This window comes from Hyphomonas sp. (assembly GCF_016125515.1).
Classification (GTDB): Bacteria; Pseudomonadota; Alphaproteobacteria; order Caulobacterales; family Hyphomonadaceae; genus Hyphomonas.
The window spans coordinates 1-19,653 of the sequence record NZ_WGLO01000016.1; the positions used below are offsets into that span (position 1 = coordinate 1).

General features: G+C 62.7%; 15 protein-coding genes. 7 read left to right on the forward strand and 8 right to left on the reverse strand.

The window, feature by feature from the left end:
- From GC148_RS12740 to GC148_RS12770, 7 genes are all read right to left on the reverse strand, one after another.
- The coding region (locus tag GC148_RS12740; protein WP_291071216.1) for a YncE family protein at nt 1–950 on the reverse strand (950 nt) is incomplete at its 3' end.
- A 72-nt stretch (nt 951–1,022) separates the two neighbouring features.
- The gene (locus tag GC148_RS12745; RefSeq protein ID WP_291071218.1) at nt 1,023–6,605 is read right to left on the reverse strand and encodes a hypothetical protein; all 5,583 of its coding nucleotides are present in this window, start codon (nt 6,603–6,605) and stop codon (nt 1,023–1,025) included.
- A gap of 330 nt (nt 6,606–6,935) precedes the next feature.
- Complete coding sequence (locus GC148_RS12750) at nt 6,936–7,547, reverse strand: prepilin-type N-terminal cleavage/methylation domain-containing protein (RefSeq protein WP_291071220.1); 612 nt, start codon at nt 7,545–7,547, stop codon at nt 6,936–6,938.
- Nucleotides 7,544–7,903 carry a prepilin-type N-terminal cleavage/methylation domain-containing protein gene (locus tag GC148_RS12755; RefSeq protein WP_291071222.1) on the reverse strand — a complete coding sequence of 120 codons (360 nt, stop codon included), beginning with the start codon at nt 7,901–7,903 and terminating at the stop codon, nt 7,544–7,546. The genes GC148_RS12750 and GC148_RS12755 overlap by 4 nt, the downstream gene beginning before the upstream one ends.
- Nucleotides 7,900–8,349: a GspH/FimT family pseudopilin gene (locus GC148_RS12760; RefSeq protein ID WP_291071224.1), complete on the reverse strand. Its 450-nt coding sequence runs from the start codon at nt 8,347–8,349 to the stop codon at nt 7,900–7,902. Before GC148_RS12760 ends, GC148_RS12755 begins: the two co-directional genes overlap by 4 nt.
- On the reverse strand, nt 8,333–9,541 hold the full coding sequence (locus GC148_RS12765; RefSeq protein ID WP_291071226.1) for a type II secretion system F family protein: 1,209 nt from the start codon (nt 9,539–9,541) through the stop codon (nt 8,333–8,335). The genes GC148_RS12760 and GC148_RS12765 overlap by 17 nt, the downstream gene beginning before the upstream one ends.
- The gene (locus GC148_RS12770; RefSeq protein WP_291071228.1) at nt 9,541–11,265 is read right to left on the reverse strand and encodes a GspE/PulE family protein; all 1,725 of its coding nucleotides are present in this window, start codon (nt 11,263–11,265) and stop codon (nt 9,541–9,543) included. Before GC148_RS12770 ends, GC148_RS12765 begins: the two co-directional genes overlap by 1 nt.
- 196 nt (nt 11,266–11,461) lie before the next feature.
- Between GC148_RS12770 and GC148_RS12775 the strand changes: the two genes are divergently transcribed.
- The 5 genes from GC148_RS12775 (at nt 11,462) to GC148_RS12795 (ending at nt 16,699) form a co-directional block, all read left to right on the forward strand.
- Entirely contained in the window at nt 11,462–12,571 is a 1,110-nt protein-coding gene (locus GC148_RS12775) for a PilN domain-containing protein (RefSeq protein ID WP_291071230.1), read from the forward strand.
- Complete coding sequence (gene gspM / locus GC148_RS12780) at nt 12,568–13,152, forward strand: type II secretion system protein GspM (protein ID WP_291071232.1); 585 nt, start codon at nt 12,568–12,570, stop codon at nt 13,150–13,152. The genes GC148_RS12775 and gspM overlap by 4 nt, the downstream gene beginning before the upstream one ends.
- Nucleotides 13,153–13,635, forward strand: a complete 483-nt coding sequence (locus GC148_RS12785; RefSeq protein WP_291071234.1) for a hypothetical protein — start codon at nt 13,153–13,155, stop codon at nt 13,633–13,635.
- Nucleotides 13,636–13,676: 41 nt separating this feature from the next.
- Nucleotides 13,677–15,788: a type II secretion system secretin GspD gene (gspD, locus tag GC148_RS12790; RefSeq protein WP_291071236.1), complete on the forward strand. Its 2,112-nt coding sequence runs from the start codon at nt 13,677–13,679 to the stop codon at nt 15,786–15,788.
- A 77-nt stretch (nt 15,789–15,865) separates the two neighbouring features.
- The gene (locus tag GC148_RS12795; protein ID WP_291071238.1) at nt 15,866–16,699 is read left to right on the forward strand and encodes a type II secretion system protein GspK; all 834 of its coding nucleotides are present in this window, start codon (nt 15,866–15,868) and stop codon (nt 16,697–16,699) included.
- Here GC148_RS12795 and gspG read toward each other — a convergent pair.
- Nucleotides 16,696–17,139 (reverse strand): type II secretion system major pseudopilin GspG, encoded by a 444-nt coding sequence (gspG, locus tag GC148_RS12800; protein ID WP_291071240.1) that lies wholly within the window; start codon nt 17,137–17,139, stop codon nt 16,696–16,698. The genes GC148_RS12795 and gspG overlap by 4 nt on opposite strands.
- 86 nt (nt 17,140–17,225) lie before the next feature.
- On the opposite strand from gspG, the gene GC148_RS12805 reads away from it, so the two are divergent.
- Entirely contained in the window at nt 17,226–17,993 is a 768-nt protein-coding gene (locus GC148_RS12805; protein WP_291071242.1) for an A24 family peptidase, read from the forward strand.
- Between the two features lie 130 nt (nt 17,994–18,123).
- Nucleotides 18,124–19,251 carry a hypothetical protein gene (locus tag GC148_RS12810; protein WP_291071244.1) on the forward strand — a complete coding sequence of 376 codons (1,128 nt, stop codon included), beginning with the start codon at nt 18,124–18,126 and terminating at the stop codon, nt 19,249–19,251.
- The last annotated feature ends 402 nt before the right edge of the window (nt 19,252–19,653 follow it).

Sequence of the window (19,653 nt, forward strand, 5' to 3'; positions counted from 1 at the left end):
ACCTCGCCCGTTTCGCCATCGGCAACATAGGCCGACTTGGACAGCGACGAATAGGCCAGCGAGATCGGGACGCCCTTGATCGGAACGTCCTTCGTCTTTTTCATCTTGCGCGCATCGATAATGCTGACGGTGCGGTCGTCCCGGTTGGTGGCGAGCACAAACCGGTTGTCGGCGGTCACGATGAGTTCGTGATGGCCTGTGCCTGTCTCGATATGGGCTTTGACTTCCTGCTTTTCGGTGTCCAACACAGAAACGCCGGGCTTGGCGCCGACCGTGCCGATCCACGCATAGCGCCCGTCGGGCTGTACCGTGATCCGTGTGGGGCGTTCGCCAACCTTGACCGTGTTGATCAGGCGGAACGAGTCGAGATCGACAAAGCTGACGGCATCGGACGTCGGCATGGCCACATAGACCTGCTTCTCGTCGGCCGAGCGTGCCCAGTCTTCTGGCGGCCCCGGCAGGATAACCTGGGTGAGCAATTTGGTGATCCCGCGAACCCCGATGATCGGATCGATGACGGCGATCGTCGGGTCAGCATTGAGCACGACGATATAATAACTGTTGAGGTCGATCATCGGCCGGATGCCGACATAGCCGCTCAGATAAGTCGCCGCTGCGGCGCGGCAGGATTCCTTGTCAGACTGGGTGCCCTTTCGGAGCGGGTCAATCCAGGCGGCGGGCAGAAGGCCGGTTACCGGCTTGCCGGTGTTGGTGTCTGTGAACTTCAGGCTGACCCGCGCGATGTCGCCGGCTTTAAGCGGCTCATCCGGGGAGACCACGGACGTTACCGAGAAATCGACCTTCAGTCCTTCACGGGAAATGGACCGTGCCGAAATGGTATCGGTAGGGCCACGCAATAAGAAGAACGCGCCGAATGCCAGAATCCCGGCAGCCAGCGCGATGTAAGGTGCATATTTGCGAAGCCGGTCAGATTTCCAAATTGGCGTCATGTCCCGGTACCCAAAAGTCTACAATCCCAAGGACCGGGTGAGCAAAATTCATGCCCACCCCGAACCCTGGATTTATGGAGTAGTGCCTGGCTCTTCGACCCTGACAATACCCCAGATACCGTTGGTGTTGCCGAACGAGGCCACGTCACGGAAGAGGTAGTCGCCGGGCGCGGACTGCGAACCGCCTGCCTTGGTCAGGATGTTCCAGCTCGTGCCGGTGACAATATTGTCGGCCGTCGAGCGATAGCGTGCACGCCAGGTATTAGCCATGACATCGGACGGACCATTCACCGAGATAAATGGCTCCTCACGCCAGTTGTGACCCAGAATGGTCAGCGTCGTGCTCCGGGCATAACCCACAGGGGTGGACACATGCAGCCGGAACTCCTGTCCAGGCGCGGCCTTGTAGACCGGGGTCTGAGGATCATTCCCGCCTGTCAGCGTGTTGGAATACGCGCGGAAGGCATTGGCGACGGTGGCGAAACCCGGGCCGGTGGGCACCGGCAAGGTGCCATCGCCGGGGGCGCCGCCGCCCGGATCAACGTGACCCGCGCCGCCGATACCCCAATCCGAACCTGCGGCCAGACCGAAGCGGAACCAGAGCGGCTCTGTGCCATAGTTGACAGAGGCCGCGCCCGCATCGTGAGCGTCTTCGGGCACACCGGGGCCTTCGCCTGCGATATTTTCGACCGGCGTGCCGTCGCGGTAGCGCAGGTTGATCGCCTTCTGGATGATCATCGAGAAGTCACGGACCTGCTGGCCACCCGGTAGCACAACGGTCGCCTGGGCGGTCGTGTCAGGATCAACGGTGAAGGTCGAGCCTGCAGGCAGGACCGTCAGCATACCGAACAGACCTTTCTGGCCCTGCTTGATCAGGTCTGCCGGCATGATCGGCATGCCGCCATACTCGACCGGTCGGGCCACCATCTCGAAAGTGTTGCCCCAAAGACCGCCAGATGCGCCGCCGCCCTTACCTTCACCTGCACCCCTGGCCCCGGGTCCGAGCTCAAGATCGCCGGCATAGAAGCGATAGGTGCGCGTGCTGCCCGGCGCGATGGTTTGAACCGGGTTGATACCGACGTTCACACCATTATCGCGCGATATGTCAAATTCCACTTTCTGGGTGTGGAAGCCGACATGGCTCGAAGGACGGATGAGGTTGTTGTTGAACGTGGTGTAGCCGGCCGGATCGGAACGATCACGGATGACCGTGTAGTGCTGCGTAACATAGCCTGCGAGATCTGGCACCAGGTCGGGCAGACGGTTGCGCAATGTCACTTCGATACACTCACCCGCAATGGCCCGGAGCGAAATCGGCTCGAACTTGTAATTGTTCGGCAGCTTCGCCGGGCACATCGGGTTTTGCACGCCGCCATATCTGTTGGCGCACTGGGCCCGGTCGGCATCCGTGACGATGTCCTTGCGGAGATCGGACGTCGGAACGTAGACCAGTGCCGTCGGGTCGTGCAGCGGGCCTTGCTCGCCATTGGTGAGCGAAGTGCCGCGCGAGTTGTACCGCAGCGTGCCGCCATTGGGATCCAGCGGTCCGCCCACGTGCATGAATGCAGAGGCATCGGCCGGAATGATCGACGTATTGTAAGGCGTGTTGATCACCTTGTTCACCGCAACCGCCGTGATGTCATAGCTGCGGACCGGCGCCGATTTCGGACAGACCCCGTTGAACTCGTTCCGGTTGGTAATGGAGATCGGAACACCGCGCGGGTTGTTCGGCAGGTTTGCCAGATCCGGACGCGCCGTCTCATAGGTGCGCATGACGCCCCAGCTGCCCGTCCAGAACCCTTCATGCGAAGAGTCGGACGTGTAGAGGTAGTCGGACACCGTGGTGATCTGGTCGATATCGCCGAACATTGACGACGCGAACGACGCCTTTTCGGACAGACCGACCTGCATCGCAGCCCGCCAACCCGAGTTCGGGCTGGTGCCGAAGCCGCCACCGCCGTTGAGCCACTTGATGCCGTGGATTGATGAGACGTGCTCGTGCTCGTGCGCACCGGCCTGGATCTTCACACGGACGATGTCACCGGCATTGGTGCGAAGGATCGGCGTGAAGGGGTCACCATCGCGCACGTCTTTCGTCATCGCCGGGTAGGGCGTCGAGCCAAGCTTGGTGTTGAGCTGCGGGATCTTGCGATCCGTCCGCGTCTGGAAGGCGTAGGCAAGGTCACCCGCCAGGCCATCGGCTTGCATGCCGGGCTTGCCGTCCGGACCGATCTTGTTGGGATCGTAGACGCGGTAGCCCACGGGTTCGTTGCGATAGTTGATCACGAACGTACCGATATCGTCGGCCGAAATGGCTTCCGGACAGGGCCGCGGCAGACCGCCGGGGCACACGGACGACAGGATGACCGCATCGGGGAACGCCTTGGCCTTGCGGACCGAGGGGTTCAGCGCATAGCGGAACGTATCGTTCGTGGGCGGAGCCGGATCGCCGTTGGCGTCGACGCCGGTCCAGGCATCCTTGTTGTAAGCGTGGGCGAAATCCTGAGCCTCGAGATAGAACTCGCGGAAGGAATCATCGTCGCCGTCGCCATCGATATCGCCGGCCAGGATCATGGCCTGCCACGATGTCGGACCACCGTCTGCACGAGTATAAAGCGGCACGCCGGTTTCGTTGTGCTTCCAGGTCGACCCTGCCGGGTTCACGAGAAGCGTGGCGTACAGGCCCACCTGCTGGTGCGTCGACGGGCCGAAGTGGTCGTGCGTGAAGGTTACGCCGAGACCGCGGTCGCGTCCATTCAGGTTGTGGAGCGGATCCACGAACCAACGCTGCATCATAGTGCGGGCGCCGAGGTACTTGCCATTCGGACCAGCGCCGAAGAAGGGGTGTGCGAGCGGCGTCAGCAGTTGCTCGCCCGTGCCTTCTTCGAGGGTATAGCGGTTGATCGCCGCGATCCGGTTGCGGACGCTTTCAGCCCCGAGAACGCCATCCTCATAGTTCCAGCCGTTGGCCGAGCCGTCGGCCGAGACGAGGTCCCATTTCGGAAGGTGGATGTGCTGGCCGATGATGTCGGTCGGCGTCGTCACCTGGTAATCGTCCACCATGTAGAACTCTGGGATCAGGTTCGTCTGGTAGTACATGGCGCAGTCATAGGAGTTCAGACGGAACACGAATGGCTCCGGCGGACGCGTCTTGGCCAGGGTCGGCGCAACGTCTTCCCACAGCGTGATGATGCGCTGTTGCGGGAAGTGATCGCCGAGCTTGTTGAAGACCACATCGAGCTGGATGTTCGCGGCCTTGTAGACGCGTGGATTGTCGGCACCGAAGGCTGCAGTGAACGTGTTCGCCACACCGCCCGCCGTGCCCGAGAAGAACTGGCCAACCGTACCGGTGGTGAACAGGTCGCCCTCATCGTCCATGCAAGGCTCGAAGAACGGAGATCCCGGGTGCGGCAACTGTCCGTTCGAACGGAAGGAAGCCGACTGGATCGAACCGTCCAGAAGCTGGCGGAAGGTCGGATGGAAGCGGGTCGCGTGGAACGACATGGCCGCGCGTTCGACGTCGTTTCCGTACTCGCTAATGAAGCGGGCCTTGGCTTTCTCAAGGTGCTTCTCGAACGAGAAACGGGTCTGGTGCTCTTCGGTCACGCCACCGACAGCATAGCCATCGAGGAAGTGGCGCGGCAGGCCGCCGTCCCAGCCACCCGTTGTCGGGTCGCTCGGGTTGGGTGCCATATCGAGCGGCGGTGAAGGCGCGCGTTGACCGATCGCCCCTTCCATGCCGCCGATCCAGAACGGATAGCCGGGGTTCTTGAGGCCGGTCGGGTTGAGCTGGTTTTCGGGATCCGCGGGGTTCAGCGAAGCCAGGACCGGACGCACGTCGATCAGCGAGGGATCCGTATCCGCGCGGTCGATGACCGCCTGGCTGGATTCCGGCTGACCGTCATTGTTCTTGTCGACGGCGGCCACATAGACACGGCCCGGCATCGGCGCGAGCGCCTTGCCTGGCAGCGGAACTAGCGCGGGGATCGGAGCGCCGGCGAGTATTTCACCATCCGGATAGGCGCGCGCACCGGGCGCGGGCTTGCCGCTTTCGAGCGCGAACGCGTTGTTGTGGAAGCCGTCTGCGCCCACGGAAACGTCAAGCCGGGTGCCCGGCTCGAACGTGTCGTGGCTGCGCCACAGGGCCCACATGCCTTGGGCAAAGTGCGGATAGTAGTGGCAGTGATAGATGGCATCGCCGGCCGACTTGTTCCGGTTGCCCGAGCCGCCAAACGCGATTTCGTAGGTGTAGTTGCCCCCCGGCCCGATGCCCTGGGCATCGAGATAGTTGGAGTTGTCGTCGTCCGGGTGCGCCAGCCACTGGTGATTGTGAAGGTGGAACACGTGGTGTTCCTTCGGACCTGCATGCAGGTTCCGGAACTTCACGAAGTCACCGATATACGAGTGCGAAACGTTGGCCGGATCGTCCGGGTACTTCACATAAGTCGCGCGGATGCTCGGATCGCGTTCACAGAACGGATCTCCGGGCTGCGGCGTGCAGAATTCGAGGCCCGCATTGGCCGGAATATCGACGAGCTGTGCCGGATCGCCCATGGCGAACGAGGTCAGGAAGAACTCCTCATACGCACACGACAGGCAGTCGTGCGCCGGACCGACGCGAAGACGGTTCGCAATGACCTCAGAGCCAACACCAGCCGCAGCCTGGTTGATCATGAAGTGGTCGCCCACGCCATGCAGCGTGTGCTGGAAGACCGGATCTTCATACCAGAACGGGAAGGCCTGTTTCGAGACCGTTTCGTCGTTGAAAATGGCCACAAACTCCCGGAACGGCTCAAGGCGGTTCGGGAGCGCAGGGTTACGTTTTCCTTGAGCTTCAAGGGGATAGGTCTCAGGCGCAAAGGAGCCATCGGGGTTTGTTCCCGAGATGATGGCCGTTACATCGCTGGAGACGATCTGAACGCTCGAGCCCTGGATATCGAGCATGTTGAGGATCGGCCGTCCGGCCTTGCCTTCAAGCGTCCACGGCGCGCGATTGGGGTAGCGCGCTTCGTAATTGATGATTGGCTGGCCGGCAGGCGTGGTACCGATGGTGGCGAGGCGCATGTCCTCTTCGGTCACCTGGCTGCGGTGGAAGCTGGCATTGAGCGGCTCGACCACGACGACGCCGAAGAGGCCGTTGGCAAGGTTGCCGGCAGTGCCTTCGCCGCCGAACGTGACAGCATGGGAGAGCACGAGGTGCTGGCCTTCAGCGTCGGCATAGAAACGGTAGGTGCGCGTCTGGCCGGGAGCAGCCAGCGTGTTCGCGTTCTTGCCGACGAAGGACGAGGTGTCGCCGGCCGAATCAAGTGCGCTCAGGCCGAGGGGGGTGAACCCTGCGCGGCGCTCCGCAACCTGATCGTTGATCGTCATGATCTCCGGCGTTGCATTGCGCGGGTTTGACTGCGAGCTGAGCAGGTTGGTGAACTTCACCTCAAGGCAATCGCCGACAGCCACACGCAGCGCTATGGGCCGGGGGCGCTTGTCAGGGCGAAGGAGAACGTTGCCGGCCGTCAGCGTGCCGCCGGCCGCCTCAGGCTTGCCAGTCGACTGATCCACCACATCCGATCGGAGGGCGTAGATCATGCCGTTGACGTTTTGCGCACCGATGCGGTTGAACATCAGCGGTTGGTCGAAGGCGACCACCTCCGCTTTCACCGTCCTGCCGCATACCGGTAGTTGTGCCTGAGCTTCAAAATTGCTCGCGAATGCGCTGATTGCGCAAACAGCCAGCCCGACGGCTAGCTTGGAAATCCCACCCAACACGTCCCCCTCCCAAAAAGATGACGTTATAAAAAAAGACCGTGCACGGATTGTCCCGATCCGAACACATCTTTGGGTATAAGTCAGAGACGCCCGTGCGTCCACAGCAAATTAAGGCAGAATTCAGAAATTCCTGTGGCTGCTCAAGTATTGCGCGAGCGGTTCGCAGAAATTCGCCTGACGAGTTCAATAGAATCCAGAGGCCGCCCTGCTGGAGACTACGGCTCACCTTGCATATTGAAGGCGCGCCGAAAGCGTGTGCGCTTTTCCACCAGCGGTGAAGCGGATCCGTACCACGCGCGGAAGCTCGTCGGAGGTTTCGAACACCTCTCCGGCCGCGAAAGCACGCTCCGTCTGCGTAGCCGAGACATATTCGAACGCGAGACCATCAACACATTCGAACAGAACGCGCTCGTCGCTGGCACCGGGCGCAAAGTGGCCGGCAAAAGACACATCTTCCCAGGTCAGGACGAAATCCGACCGCGACGGGCAAACCGGATTTTCTTTTGCAATCAGAGCGATACGCGAATAGCCGGATGGCTTGCGACCCACCTGTCCATCGACAAGAAAGCGCACGCCATCCGGGTTCGCCTCGAAGATGACGCGGCTGTCGAGATCGAACGATTTCGGGGAAAGCGCGCGCGATAACCAGCGCTCGATCAGCCATCCCGTCTGCTGCCACTCGCTTTCGCTGTCATTGGCCTCAGCCGCCTGCCAGAGCCTGAGCCCTGTACGGACGGATTGCGTCACCGCCACGGAGATCAACGCCAGCAGGGTAAGCCCGACCAGCATTTCGAGCAGGCTGAAACCGGCCGAACCTTTCGGGCTGAGGCTCATGGCGAGGCCTCCATTCCAAGCTCGCCAGGCAGGCGAAGCGTCTGCAGGTGCGCCTGTCTGCCCGCGCGGTCGGTCACCGTAACATCAATTCGCACCAGATTGGCGCCAACCGGGACCATGGTGATTTCCCAGGTCGTTCCGTCAGGATCCCTGCCGCGCTGCGCGGGCTCGAACCGGGGCGCCAGGTCGAGATCGACGAGCAGGCTCTGCGCGCGGTGCGTGCGCTCGATCAGAGAATCGTGCGCCGCCTTGGCGCGCGCCGAACGTGAATAAAGCTCCAGCAGGGCCATGCTGGCCAGGCTGAAAATCACAAGCGCCACAAGGGTTTCCATCAGGGTAAAACCGCGCTGGGTCATCGCGCGCCCTGCCGTTCGATACGCGAGGTCAGCCAGTCCACCGTCACCCGCTCCCGGCGGCCGGCACCGTCCAGCGCGAACGCCCCGCCGGAAGACGAACCGTCCGGAAAAAACACGATTGCCGACCGCCCGGCCGACGCGGACGAGACCAGACTAACCTCCACACCGTCCGGAATCGCCATTGTCCGGCTGCCGGCTCGGCGCAACTCGCGCGCTTCCGGATCAAACGTCACCACAGCGGGGCGGCCGCTCGTCTGTGCCGCCAGCCGCGCCTCCCGCAAGAGGCTGACCGCTTCGCCGGCGAGGCGCTGGATCTCGAAAGACGGGCTGCGGCGCGACGCCGAAATCGAGACAACCCCCATCGCCAGCGCGAGGATGGTGAGCGCCACCATCAGCTCGAGCAGCGAGAAGCCCGCCGAGCGCCGGGGATCAGAGGGCGAGGTCATTGACGCTCATGATGGCGCTGAGAAGGGTCAGCACGATGCCGCCGATCAGGACGCCGAGCGCCAGCGTCATCACTGGCCCGGCCAGAGTTGTCAGCGTGGCGATGCGCCGGCTGCTGCGGGTTTCGAGGATGGTCGCCGCCTGCGCCAGCTGGGTCGCCATGTCGCCGGAGCGTTCACCGACGGCCGCCAGCTGGGCCGCCGCCATCGGAAGGAAACCGTCTTCCATCATCGCGTCCGACAGGCGCACGCCGACTCGGACCTCGCCGGTTATGCGGTCGATGGAGCGGCGAACCAAAGGGTTGCGCGCGCCCTGCCCGGCAATTTCCATCGCCGGAACAAGGCTCACGCCATTCTCCAGCAAGGCCGAAAGCGATGAAAGGCAGCGCGCCGATTCCATGTCGCGCACGAGCGGCCCGACGGCGGGTAATTGCAGGACCAGCGCGCTGAGCGAGCGCCGGCCGGCCGGTGTGCGCGACCAGCTCATGGCCAGCAGCCAGATGGCGAGCGGGCCGATCGTCAGCACCGGCCAGCTGTCGCGCAGGCCGTGCGAAGCGCCCATCAACCAGGCCGCTGCCGCAGGCGTGTTGCTGCCCGCAGATTCCAGAACCGGCTCCAATGCAGGTGCCACGACGAGCAGGATGATTCCGATTGAGACCAGCGCGGTCAGCAACAGGATCACCGGATAGATCAGGGCGCCGCGCACGGCTTCAGCGAGGCGCAATTCATTGTCGATGGAGTTTGCCAACCGGTGCAGGACCGGCACCGTAGAGCCGCCTTCTTCACCGGCACGGATCAGGCCGATCACATAATCGGCTGGCGGGGCGCGCAGTTCGGACATCGCTTCGGCCAGCGAACGCCCGGAAAGCACACTGGCGCGAAGGTTCGATGCGAGGCGCGCTACGCGCTTGTCCTCCGGATCGTCGGCCAGAAGTTTGAGCGCTTCGTCCAGCGGCAGGCCGCCCTCCAGCATCGAGGCGAGGTTGCGGCAGAAGCCGGCGAGCACGCGCGGAGGCTGCTTGCCACCGCCCGACACGGACTTGCCGGCGGAAGCCGATCCGGCCTCCGTCACTTCGAAGGGGGTCAGGCCGAGCGTCATCAGGTCTCGTACGGCATCGGCTTCCGATCCCGCGACGACGAAATCGCTGACGACGCGGCCGTCCGCCTGATACGCCCGGTAGCGGAAGCGCGCCATTACGGCAGATCCATACCAATGACGGAAAACACTTCCGTCAGCGATGTCTTGCCCGCTGCCGCAGCGCGTACGCCCTCTTCGAACAGAGTCAGCATGCCTTCCGAGCGTGCCACAGCGCGCAGGCGGCTTTCCGGCGCCTTTTCAAGGATCGCCGCTTCGATCGTAGGTGACATCGGCATGACTTCCGCAAGGCTCATCCGGCCCTTATAGCCCGTCCCTCGGCATTGTTCGCAGCCGGTGGCGGCGCACCAATGAGCGCTCAATCCTTCCGCGATCATCGGGGCCAAACGGGTTTGCATGGCCAGAGGCGGCGGTTCCGGTCGTTTGCAGGCTTCGCAGAGCAACCGCACGAGGCGCTGGGCAGAGATGGCGTTGACGGTACTCGCCACGAGATAGTCCTCGATGCCCATCTCAAGCAGTCGGGTGATCGTGGCGGGCGCGTTGTTGGTGTGGATGGTGGAGAGCACCATATGCCCCGTGAGGGCCGCCTCGACCGCAATCGACGCGGACTCAAGGTCGCGGATTTCGCCGATCATAAGCACGTTGGGGTTATGGCGCAGCACCGACCTCAGCGCGCGCGCAAAGGTCATTCCGATCTCTGGCTTGACCTGGATCTGCGAAACACCCGGGATTTCGTACTCGACCGGGTCTTCCACCGACATGAACTTCACTTGTGGGCTCATCAGGTGTCGCAAGGCCGCGTAAAGCGTGGTGGTCTTGCCGCTACCGGTCGGTCCCGTCACCAGCGTGATACCGTTCGGGCGGGCAAAGGCATCAACCAACCGGGCGCGTGCATGATCCGACAGACCAAGCGCCGGCAGGTCCAGATGCGCAGCCGTCTGGTCGAGCAGGCGCAGCGTCACGGTTTCCCCATGCAGGCTCGGCATGGTGGCTACCCGCAGGTCAATGTCGCGGCCGCGCACGGCGGTCCGGATCCGCCCATCCTGCGGAAGGCGGCGCTCGGCAATGTTCAGCTTGGCGAGGATCTTGATACGCGAAACCAGCGCTTCAGGTGTGCCTGCCACGGGAAGATTCACGGGCGTCATCGCGCCGTCGAGCCGCATGCGGACCCTCACGTGATCGCGCTCGGGTTCGATATGAATGTCGGATGCGCGCGCCTCGACCGCCATCGCAAGGACGTCCTCGACCCAGCGGATGACGGGAGCGCCGCGTGCCAAATCGATCAGGCGTTCGATATCGGTGTCCGAAATTGAGACAGCCGTCTCGTCCGCAGCCCCGGCATCCTGACCCGGCTTGATCGCCGACAGCCAGGCCCGGATATCGGACCTTGTCGCCGCAACGCGGCGCACGTTCAGACCGGTCTTGTAGGCTACCGCATTGGTCGCTTCATCGTCCAGCGGGTCGGCCATCGCGAGCACGACCTCGCCGGCCTCAACGGCCAGCGGCACAACATTGGCGTCCAGAAGGAAACGCGGACGCAGGCCGGCCAGATCGGCAGGAATGCGCGGCGAACCGGCATGTTTGGCGTAAGTCAGGCCGAGCACTTCGGCGAGCGTCATGGCGACCGCCTCTTCCGAGCACAGCCCGAGCTTCACAAGGACAGAGGGAAGCGGCTCTCCCGTTTTCTCCACCGAGGAGAGTGCGCGGGCGAGCTTGCCATCATTAATGTGGCGCTTGGAAACCAATGACTGCCCAAGCGACAGCCAGATTTCCTTACGGCCGTCCATTGCGCGCGCGGTGCCCAATTTAGCCTGCGTCTTCATGCCTGCGATGTCCCCACACAAACTCAGCACACGGTGCCTGCCTCCCCTGACAAGCATGTGGTGTGCCATTTGCATAACATCATAGAAGACCGCGAACCGCAAAGGGGGTGAATTGACTCCTGACGATTTGCATCAACAATAGAGCAGAGCCTTTTCCAGTCTCGGGGGAGACCGGAGGGGGCTTGGGGACCGAAACATGCCTATGGACCAGGGAAACTCCCTCGGCAACGATCGCGCGCCCGCCGCCTCGGCGATGACGCCGCGTGAATTCTTGCGTTGGTGGGGCGTCACACTTTCCAGCATGCTGCCCGCCTGGCTGAAGGCCGCTTTTGTGCCTAACCGGAACTGGGTAATCGTGCGCCGGGATGGCGACAGCTTCACCGTTTACTCCGCAGACGGAACGCCGGTGGGATCAATCGCCGATAGCGGGAGTGCCCGGTCGAAAGTTCGCTCAGGAGATGTACTCGCGCTTCTGTCACCGGATGAGGCTTTCCTGCGTCAGCGCCGATTGCCGGCTACGTCCGAGGCGCACCTGCGCAACGCGATGCGCCTCCAGATTGCCGCCGATACGCCGTTCGAACTTGACGAAGTTCATGATGATTGCCGCATAATCGCAGGCGCGGAAGAAGGCGGCCAGCTCCTTGCGGAGCAGGCGCTGGTTAAGCGGACGGTAATGTCCGAATTGATCGATCTTGCGGCGGCAAACCGTATCGATCTAGCCGGCGTGGACGTCGCGGGGCCGGATGGCAAACCCATCGGTTTCAACCTCCTTCCGGAAAGCCAGCGCGCGCGCAGCGATGCCTTCCTTCCGCAGCTGAACCGTGGCCTCGCGCTGGGTGCGCTCGTTCTGGCTGCGCTGACAGGCACGCTCGGGATCATGTCCATGGACCGCAAGCTGAGCGCGCTGCAACGTGAAACGGACGTCGTGCGCGCCGAGGCGGCCTCGGTTCTCGAACTGCAACGCGAAGCGATGGCACGTGTGGAAACCATCCGCCTGATCGAACAGCGCACGGCAAGCCCAGTAAGGTTCACGACGCTGCTCGACCAGATCGCCGCTGCGCTTCCTGAGGATTCCTGGCTCGAGGCGCTCGCTTATGATGGCAAGCAGTTTTCGCTGGTCGGCCTGTCGAGGTCGTCAGACGGATTGATCTCGAAACTTGAATCCATTCCGGGCGTCACGGGGGCGCGCGTTGTCTCGTCGATGATGCGCGACGACCGTCTGCAGGCGGATCGCTTCCGCATCGAGCTGCTGCTGGAGAGTGATGTTGTGACTGCGCCGGCCTTCGAAACGGAGGACAACGGATGAATTTCTACAGCCTCCCCCGTCAACGTCAGACCCTGATTGCCGGCGCCCTGCTGGTCGCAGCCGTTGCGATTGCAGGCGTTGCTATCGCGATGCCGGTGGTCGAAATGATTGGCGAAAAGCGTGAAGAAATCCGCAAAGGCGAAGCCGATCTCGCAAAATGGCGCGGCATTGCGGCCTCTGCCGAGATCATGCAGGGCGCCTCCAACGACCGCGTCGCCAGCCTGCGCGCCACGACGCTCGCCCTGCCCCCATCGACCGATGCCCAAGCGGCGGCCAGCGTACAGGCCATCGTCCGGCGCATCCTCGCGGATGCCGGCGCCGACCTGAAGAGCGTGCAACCGCTCGAGGCGAGACGCGCAGGCGACTTGCGCGAAGCCGGTGTGCGCGTGATCGCCATGGCGACACAGCGCCAACTCGACGACGCCCTCTTCGCGCTGGACCATTCGAATCCTCGCCTGTTCATCCGGGAAGCCAACTTCCAGCTGTCTTCCGGCAGCAGCCGTACTGCAGGAATTATCGAAGCGCCGATCCTGCAGGTCAGGCTCGACGTATTTGCCTATGCCCTCCCGGAGGAGAAATAGATGATTTTCGTCCGTGGACCGACCGCTTTCGTGGCCGCTGCTTTGGCAGGTTTTTGCGGCCTGCTTCTGCTCGGGTTAACTTTGCTGACGACGGGCGCGATGAGCCGGATTGAGACGCCGGACGTGGTGCGCCCAACGCTGTCTCCCCCGGACATGCCCGCCATGACCGCACAATCCGACCGCACGCGGAGCTCCGCCGAAAAGCCGCTCTTTCACCCGAACCGCAAGCCTTTTGCGGCCGAACTGACCTCAGGCGCCGATGCCGGCGCAGAACTCACCGAGGCGCCGTTCGAGCTCAAAGGCGTGGTTTTGGCGAATGGCATGGCCCGTGCATCGCTGCGCCGAAATGTCGATGGCGACATGGAGTGGGTGAGCCGTGGGAATACGATTGACGGATGGGTTCTTGAAAGCGTGCGGTCGGACCGTGTCGTTCTTTCGAGGGGAGAGTACAGAACGACTCTCCATCTCTATCCGGAGCGCTGACGGAGCACTCAAAAAGCAGAATGCGGGGGTAGAGTAATATGTTGACCAGGAAACCAGTGATAAAGGGCCTTCGCGGCCTGCTGCTGTGCGGTGCGGCGTCCGTCGCGCTCGCGGCGTGCACGACGACAACGACGACGGCGCCGTCGAAACCGCTGCCGACCTATGCGCTGCCTTATACGCCGCCGCCGGCGCCATCCGCGATGGCCGAAGCGGCGCCAGAGACGGCCCCAGTGGTCGATGAAGCGGCCATGCCTGACGACGGCAGCTTTGAACAGCTCGGCGACGCCTCGCGCCTGACCGGCTCGCTCAATGATGGCGCAGGCCGCGAGCGCGGCGCGATCACCATCAACCTGAATGCCGTACCTGTGGCCGACGCAATTCAGCAGGTGCTCGGCGACATCCTGCGCGAAAACTATGTCATCGAAACGCAGCTCAATGGCGACGTGTCGCTGCAGACGAGCCGGCCTGTGACCCGGGAGGGCGCGCTTCGCCTGCTCGAAAGCGTGCTGGCCAGCCGCGGCGCCGAACTCGTGGATGCGGGCGGCTTTTACCGGATCGTCGGCATGGGCCAGTCGGCAGGTTCTGCCGGTGGCGGCGCCAACATGAAAATCGTCGCGCCGCGCTACGTGTCGGCCGACTCGCTCAAGGAAATCTTCAGCGGCAGCGCGGACAAATCGCTGAGTTCGGAAGTCGATCCGATCCGCAACATCCTCATCCTTCGGGGAAATTCTGCAGCGATTGCGGAAGCCGAAAAACTCATCGCGGTGTTCGATGTGAACTGGATGGAAGGCATGTCCTTCGCGTCCGTTCCGGTCACCTATTCGTCGCCGACCCAGATCGTCTCCGACCTGGAAACGGTGCTCGGCGCAAGCACGGGCGGCCCGCTCGCCGGTGTCGTGCGTTTCGTGCCGCTCGACCGGCTCAATGCCGTGGTCGTGGTCAGTCCGCAGGCGGAGTACATCAGCGAAGGCAAGGCCTGGATCTCGCGCCTTGATCGTTCGGGCGGTCAGGGCGGCCAGAAGCTTTACGTCATCCCGATCCAGAACCGTGCGGCGACGGAAGTCGCCACCATCATCACCGACGCACTTTCGGGCAGCGAAGCTGGCAGCGACGGCGATTATGGCCTGCGTCCCGGCGATCAGCCGGCCTTCGCCTCGACGGACGAAGATAGCGAAGGCATGGCAGGCGCGAGCCTCGGTGCGGTCTCGCTGAATGGCGGCCGCGGCAAAGGGCCGGCGGCACGGATCATCGCAGACGACGCCAACAACTCCATCGTCGCTCTCGCGACGCCGGAACAGTTCGGCGTGCTCGAAAACGCCATCTCGCATCTCGACGCCATGGCGAACCAGGTCTTCCTGGAAGCCACGATCGCCGAAGTGACGCTGACCGACAGTCTGTCCTATGGCCTTACCTGGTTCTTCCAGAGCGGCGAGTTCAACACGACATTCAGTGATGCGGCCAACGGCGCCGTGGCGTCGCAGTTCCCCGGATTCTCAGTGCTCTTCTCCGGTCAGGACGGCCGCGCCGCCCTTTCCGCTGTCGCGGGCATAACAGATGTGAAGATCCTTTCGGCGCCGTCTCTGATGGTACTCGACAATCGCACCGCCACCCTTCAGGTTGGAGACCAGGTTCCGGTCGTGACCCAATCTGCAGTGAGTGTGACCAACCCGGATGCGCCGATCGTGAACTCCGTCTCACTTCGCGACACTGGCATCATTCTCAATGTCACGCCGCGCGTGAATGACAGCGGCCTCGTCATCCTCGAGATCGACCAGGAAGTCAGCGACGTTGTTGCCACCCAGTCTTCGGGCATCGACTCGCCCACGATCCAGCAACGCCGCATCAGCACGTCCGTGTCGGTTCGCGACGGCCAAAGCGTGGCCCTCGGCGGCCTGATGCGGGAGCGCCTGTCGGACTCGAAGACCAAAGTGCCGCTGCTGGGCGATCTGCCGTTCCTTGGGAAGCTGTTCTCGACCACGACGACCGAATCCCAGCGCACGGAGCTGCTCGTGATGATCACGCCGCGCGTGGTCCGCTCCACCGATGCCTCGCTGACGGTCACGGATGATCTCGTACGCCGCATGAAGTCGATCGAGAGCACCTTCATCCGCCGCACGGCCGTTGACGCGCCGGCCGACGACTCGGTGTCATGACTTTGCGGCGTCCCGGTGCGCATAGGGCGCAGGACCGGGGCGCCGCCCTCATCCTCGTGATCTGGGCCATTGGCCTGATGGCAGTGATTGCGGCGCTGATTGCCCGCGATTCCCATCTCGACGCGCTGGAAGGCAACCGGCTCAGGGACGCCGTATCCAGCGACATGTTGGTCGAAAGCGGCCGACGTATCGCACTCGCCCGGCTTGCGCTTCCTCAAGGAGACAGGTTCGGCGGCTTTCCGATCGTATGCGACACTGACAGCGGGCGTATAATAATCAATGCACGTCCTATAACGGCCTTCATTGATCTGAATGCGTCTCAAGAAGAGACGCTTGCGTCCCTGTTTGCTGTGCTGGGCGCGCGCGGACCTGACGCTGCTCGATATGCCGCGCGCATTGCAGATTATCGCGATGGCGACACACGATCCCGCGTAGGCGGCGCGGAGAATACAGATTATGCGCGCGAAGGCCTACCGCATGGGCCCGCTAACCGTCCTTTTACACGCACCGGCGAAATCTCCGAAGTATTGGGGCTGCCGGCCGAGCTGATTGCCGCCGCGCTGCCCTATATTACGGTTCATTCTCACACGCCGCAGGTCGATCCTGTTTTCGCATCGACCGAAGTCCTGGCCGCGCTGAACAACAATTCTGCGCTCGGCGGAACACCCCAAGAAGGCGGCGCTTTCGCATTGGCCCCGGATGAATTTGTATCGACATTTGCCGGCGAGCCGGTTGTCATAGAGATCCTGGCTCAAACGCGCTCAGGATTTCGCTCGGGGATTGCGGCGACTTACTGGTCGCCGGCAGGCGTTTACTCAGGACCGAGACGACTCGTCGAGGAACGCGCGGCTGGACCAGATCCCGTGCTACCCGTCGGCGTCGCCCTGCCCTCGCCGATACCTTGTTATTAGGTCTTGCCGGAAATGCCGATGTCGGCGTCCTCGCCGGTGCCGCCTTCGGCGCCATCGCGCCCGAGCGAATAAACGCGCACTCGCAACCCATCTTCAGTAGACGTATAAAGATAGGGATTCCCCCAGGGATCCAGAGGTACCGCGTCTTCACTGTCCAGATAGGGCCCCGCCCAGCCGGCGCCGCCGGCCGGCGCTTCGATCAGGGCTTTCAGCCCCTCGCCCTCGGTCGGATAGCGGCCTACATCAATCAGGAACAAGTCCAGCGCGCCCTGAATGTTCTTCACCTGCGCTTCTGCGGTCTGCGACTTGGCGCGGCTGAGATAGCCGATCACGCGCGGCGCGACGATGCCCATCACGAGCGCCAGGATGACAAGCGCCACCAGCAGTTCCATAAGGCTGAAGCCAGCCTGAGTGCGGCGAATCTGAGCGTTCGATTGCATTTGAGGTTGTCCTTGTCCCACCCATCGAAACGATACGCATTTTTCGCGCCACGCCAAGCGATGCGCACCGTTCGGAGCGGACAGGAATGACGGCGTTCGAACTTTTCCTCGTCCTCGCCGGTCTGCTGATGGGGTCCGGGATCGACGCAGCGGCCGACCGGTTCGCGCGTGAGGAATCCTGGATCGCCGGGCGCTCGCGCTGCAGGACGTGTGAGCGGCCCCTTGCCTGGTATGAACTGGTGCCGGTGCTGAGCTGGGCCGCGATGCGGGGGCGTTGCCGGTCCTGCCACGCCGCGATTGGATGGTCTGCGCCCCTGACCGAGCTCGCCGGCGGCGCGCTTGCTCTTGCCGGCGTGGCCTGGGCGCCGCCGGGCACGCTTGTGTTCACGGTGTTGCTCGGCTGGTTGTTGCTGGCGCTCGCCGCCATCGACCTGCGCACCTACCTGCTTCCCGATTCGCTGAATGCCGCCGTTCTGGCGCTTGGCGCCGTGATGGTTGCACTGACCTGCCCTGCAGATTGGCCGGTCCACCTCGCGGGCGTGGTGATCGGTTTTGGATTGCTGTGGCTGGTAGAAGTTCTCTACCGGCGCCTGCGGGGCCGCGACGGCCTCGGGCGCGGCGATGCAAAGCTGCTGGGCGCGCTCGGCATGTGGGTCGGCGCGCCGGGAATTGCTCCCGTGCTGTTAATTGCCTCGCTCGCGGGCATCGCGGCGGCGCTCGCCGGATCCGTTCGCAAGGCGGCGCCGCTCCGCGCGACGTCAGCGATCGCCTTTGGCCCCTGGATCGCGCTGGGCGGCTTCGTTGTGTGGGTGATGCAACCCGATGATTTCTGGCTCTCTTCACAAATCTACTGACTAAAATCGCTCCGATAGAGAATTTACTTGTATCTGAATCAATATTCATGCTGAATTAACTTAGGCCCACCGAGGGACAAACAGGTGGGCCGCAAGTCAGTCTGGGTTCAAAAGGAAAATAGGGGACGTTATGTTCAGGAAAATCATTATGTCTGCAGCTTGCGCTGCAGCGCTCGCAGGTATTTACGCAACGGCTGATGCGCAGGGCGTCCTCGTACCCGTCGCGATCGAAGGGCCGGTCCAGTCATTCCAAGTCACGGCTGGTACGCAGGGTAACGCCGGAACAATGACGGTCATGGGGCAAAAGATCAAAGTCGATGCAACGACCGCTCTGGTGACACCGACAACAACAACGAACCCGTTCGCTTCCACACGTACCTGGATGCAAGGTGGATCGATGAATGGCCGTCAACTCGCTGGCATCCTCGGCGGCACGGTTATCATTACGGCAGAGTATGATACCGCGACGGGCGAAGTCACGGCTTCGGAAGTGTTCACCGATGTGGCCGAGAACGTGGTGCTCGGCGTTGTGACCGCCAGTTCGTGCAGCAACGTGCGTTGCAACGGACCGGAAGACTATATCAAAGGCAACGGCAATCTTCTGGGAGAGGGCGGCGTTGCCTTCGTACCCAACAAGGATGCGCGCCTGCGCGCATTGCCGCCAACGGATGCGGGCCTGTTCGAGCTCAATATGAATCTGGCTGCCAATAACGGCCTGGTTGGAACACCCGACGCACCGGCGACCTTCGGCGTTGAAGGCTATTATTCGGACGACAAAATCACTGTCTTTCAAGATTTCCCTGACGGACGAAAGGCGACGGAAAACGCAATCGTCTACTGGGCTTTCGAGCTTGGTGAAAACCGCCCCGATCTCGTTCGCACGCCCGCGGTTTCGGAAGTCTCTGTGCTTCGCGTCCGCTGCACCGAAGGGGGCACTCTGGAAGCCCGAGGCTTCGTGCATGCGCCGATGCGCCGGAACGGAAGTGCGCTTGGCGGCGGAGTTAACCCGCTGACCGGCGGCGATGGAGTGATCATTGTCTCCATGGATCTGAACAATGACGGCGCCATTGACCCCGCCACGGAGGAGTTCACCGATACGCCGACCGCCGACCTTCCCGCAACTTACGGCGTGTACCGCGTACGCGCCGATGTTGAAACTTGCGGAACAATGGCAACTGTTAAGTGGGCACCGAACGCTACTGCGACCGCTTGGGGTACGGCGGCTAACGTCCCTGTCGATCGTCTGCGTCTGCAATAGTCAGGCACAAACACCAAAAGAATAGAAATGGCCCGCTCACGCGGGCCATTTTTGTTTCCGGAAAGAGAGCGCGCCGGCGTCCATGCCGTCCCTTCTCTGGTGCACGATCCCGCGCGAAGCACGGCCACGCCCAGCGTATGCATCCACCAAGGGCCGCAGCATAGCAGGATCTGGTGTTGAAGTTCAGGTGATGTGCTGGCTGGCGTCTGGCGCCTCACTGGTGTCACGGTGGACTTCTTCGCGGATGAGGCGGGTTGTGACAGAGGTGGCTCGGGAAATCTGAACAGCGAGGTTAGGTGAGATTTCTGCCTGCAGATCGGCTATTTTGCCGAGCACAGGAGACGACCATGCCCAGACGACCCCGCCGGAATCACAGTCCGGCTTTCAAAGCGAAGGTGGCCC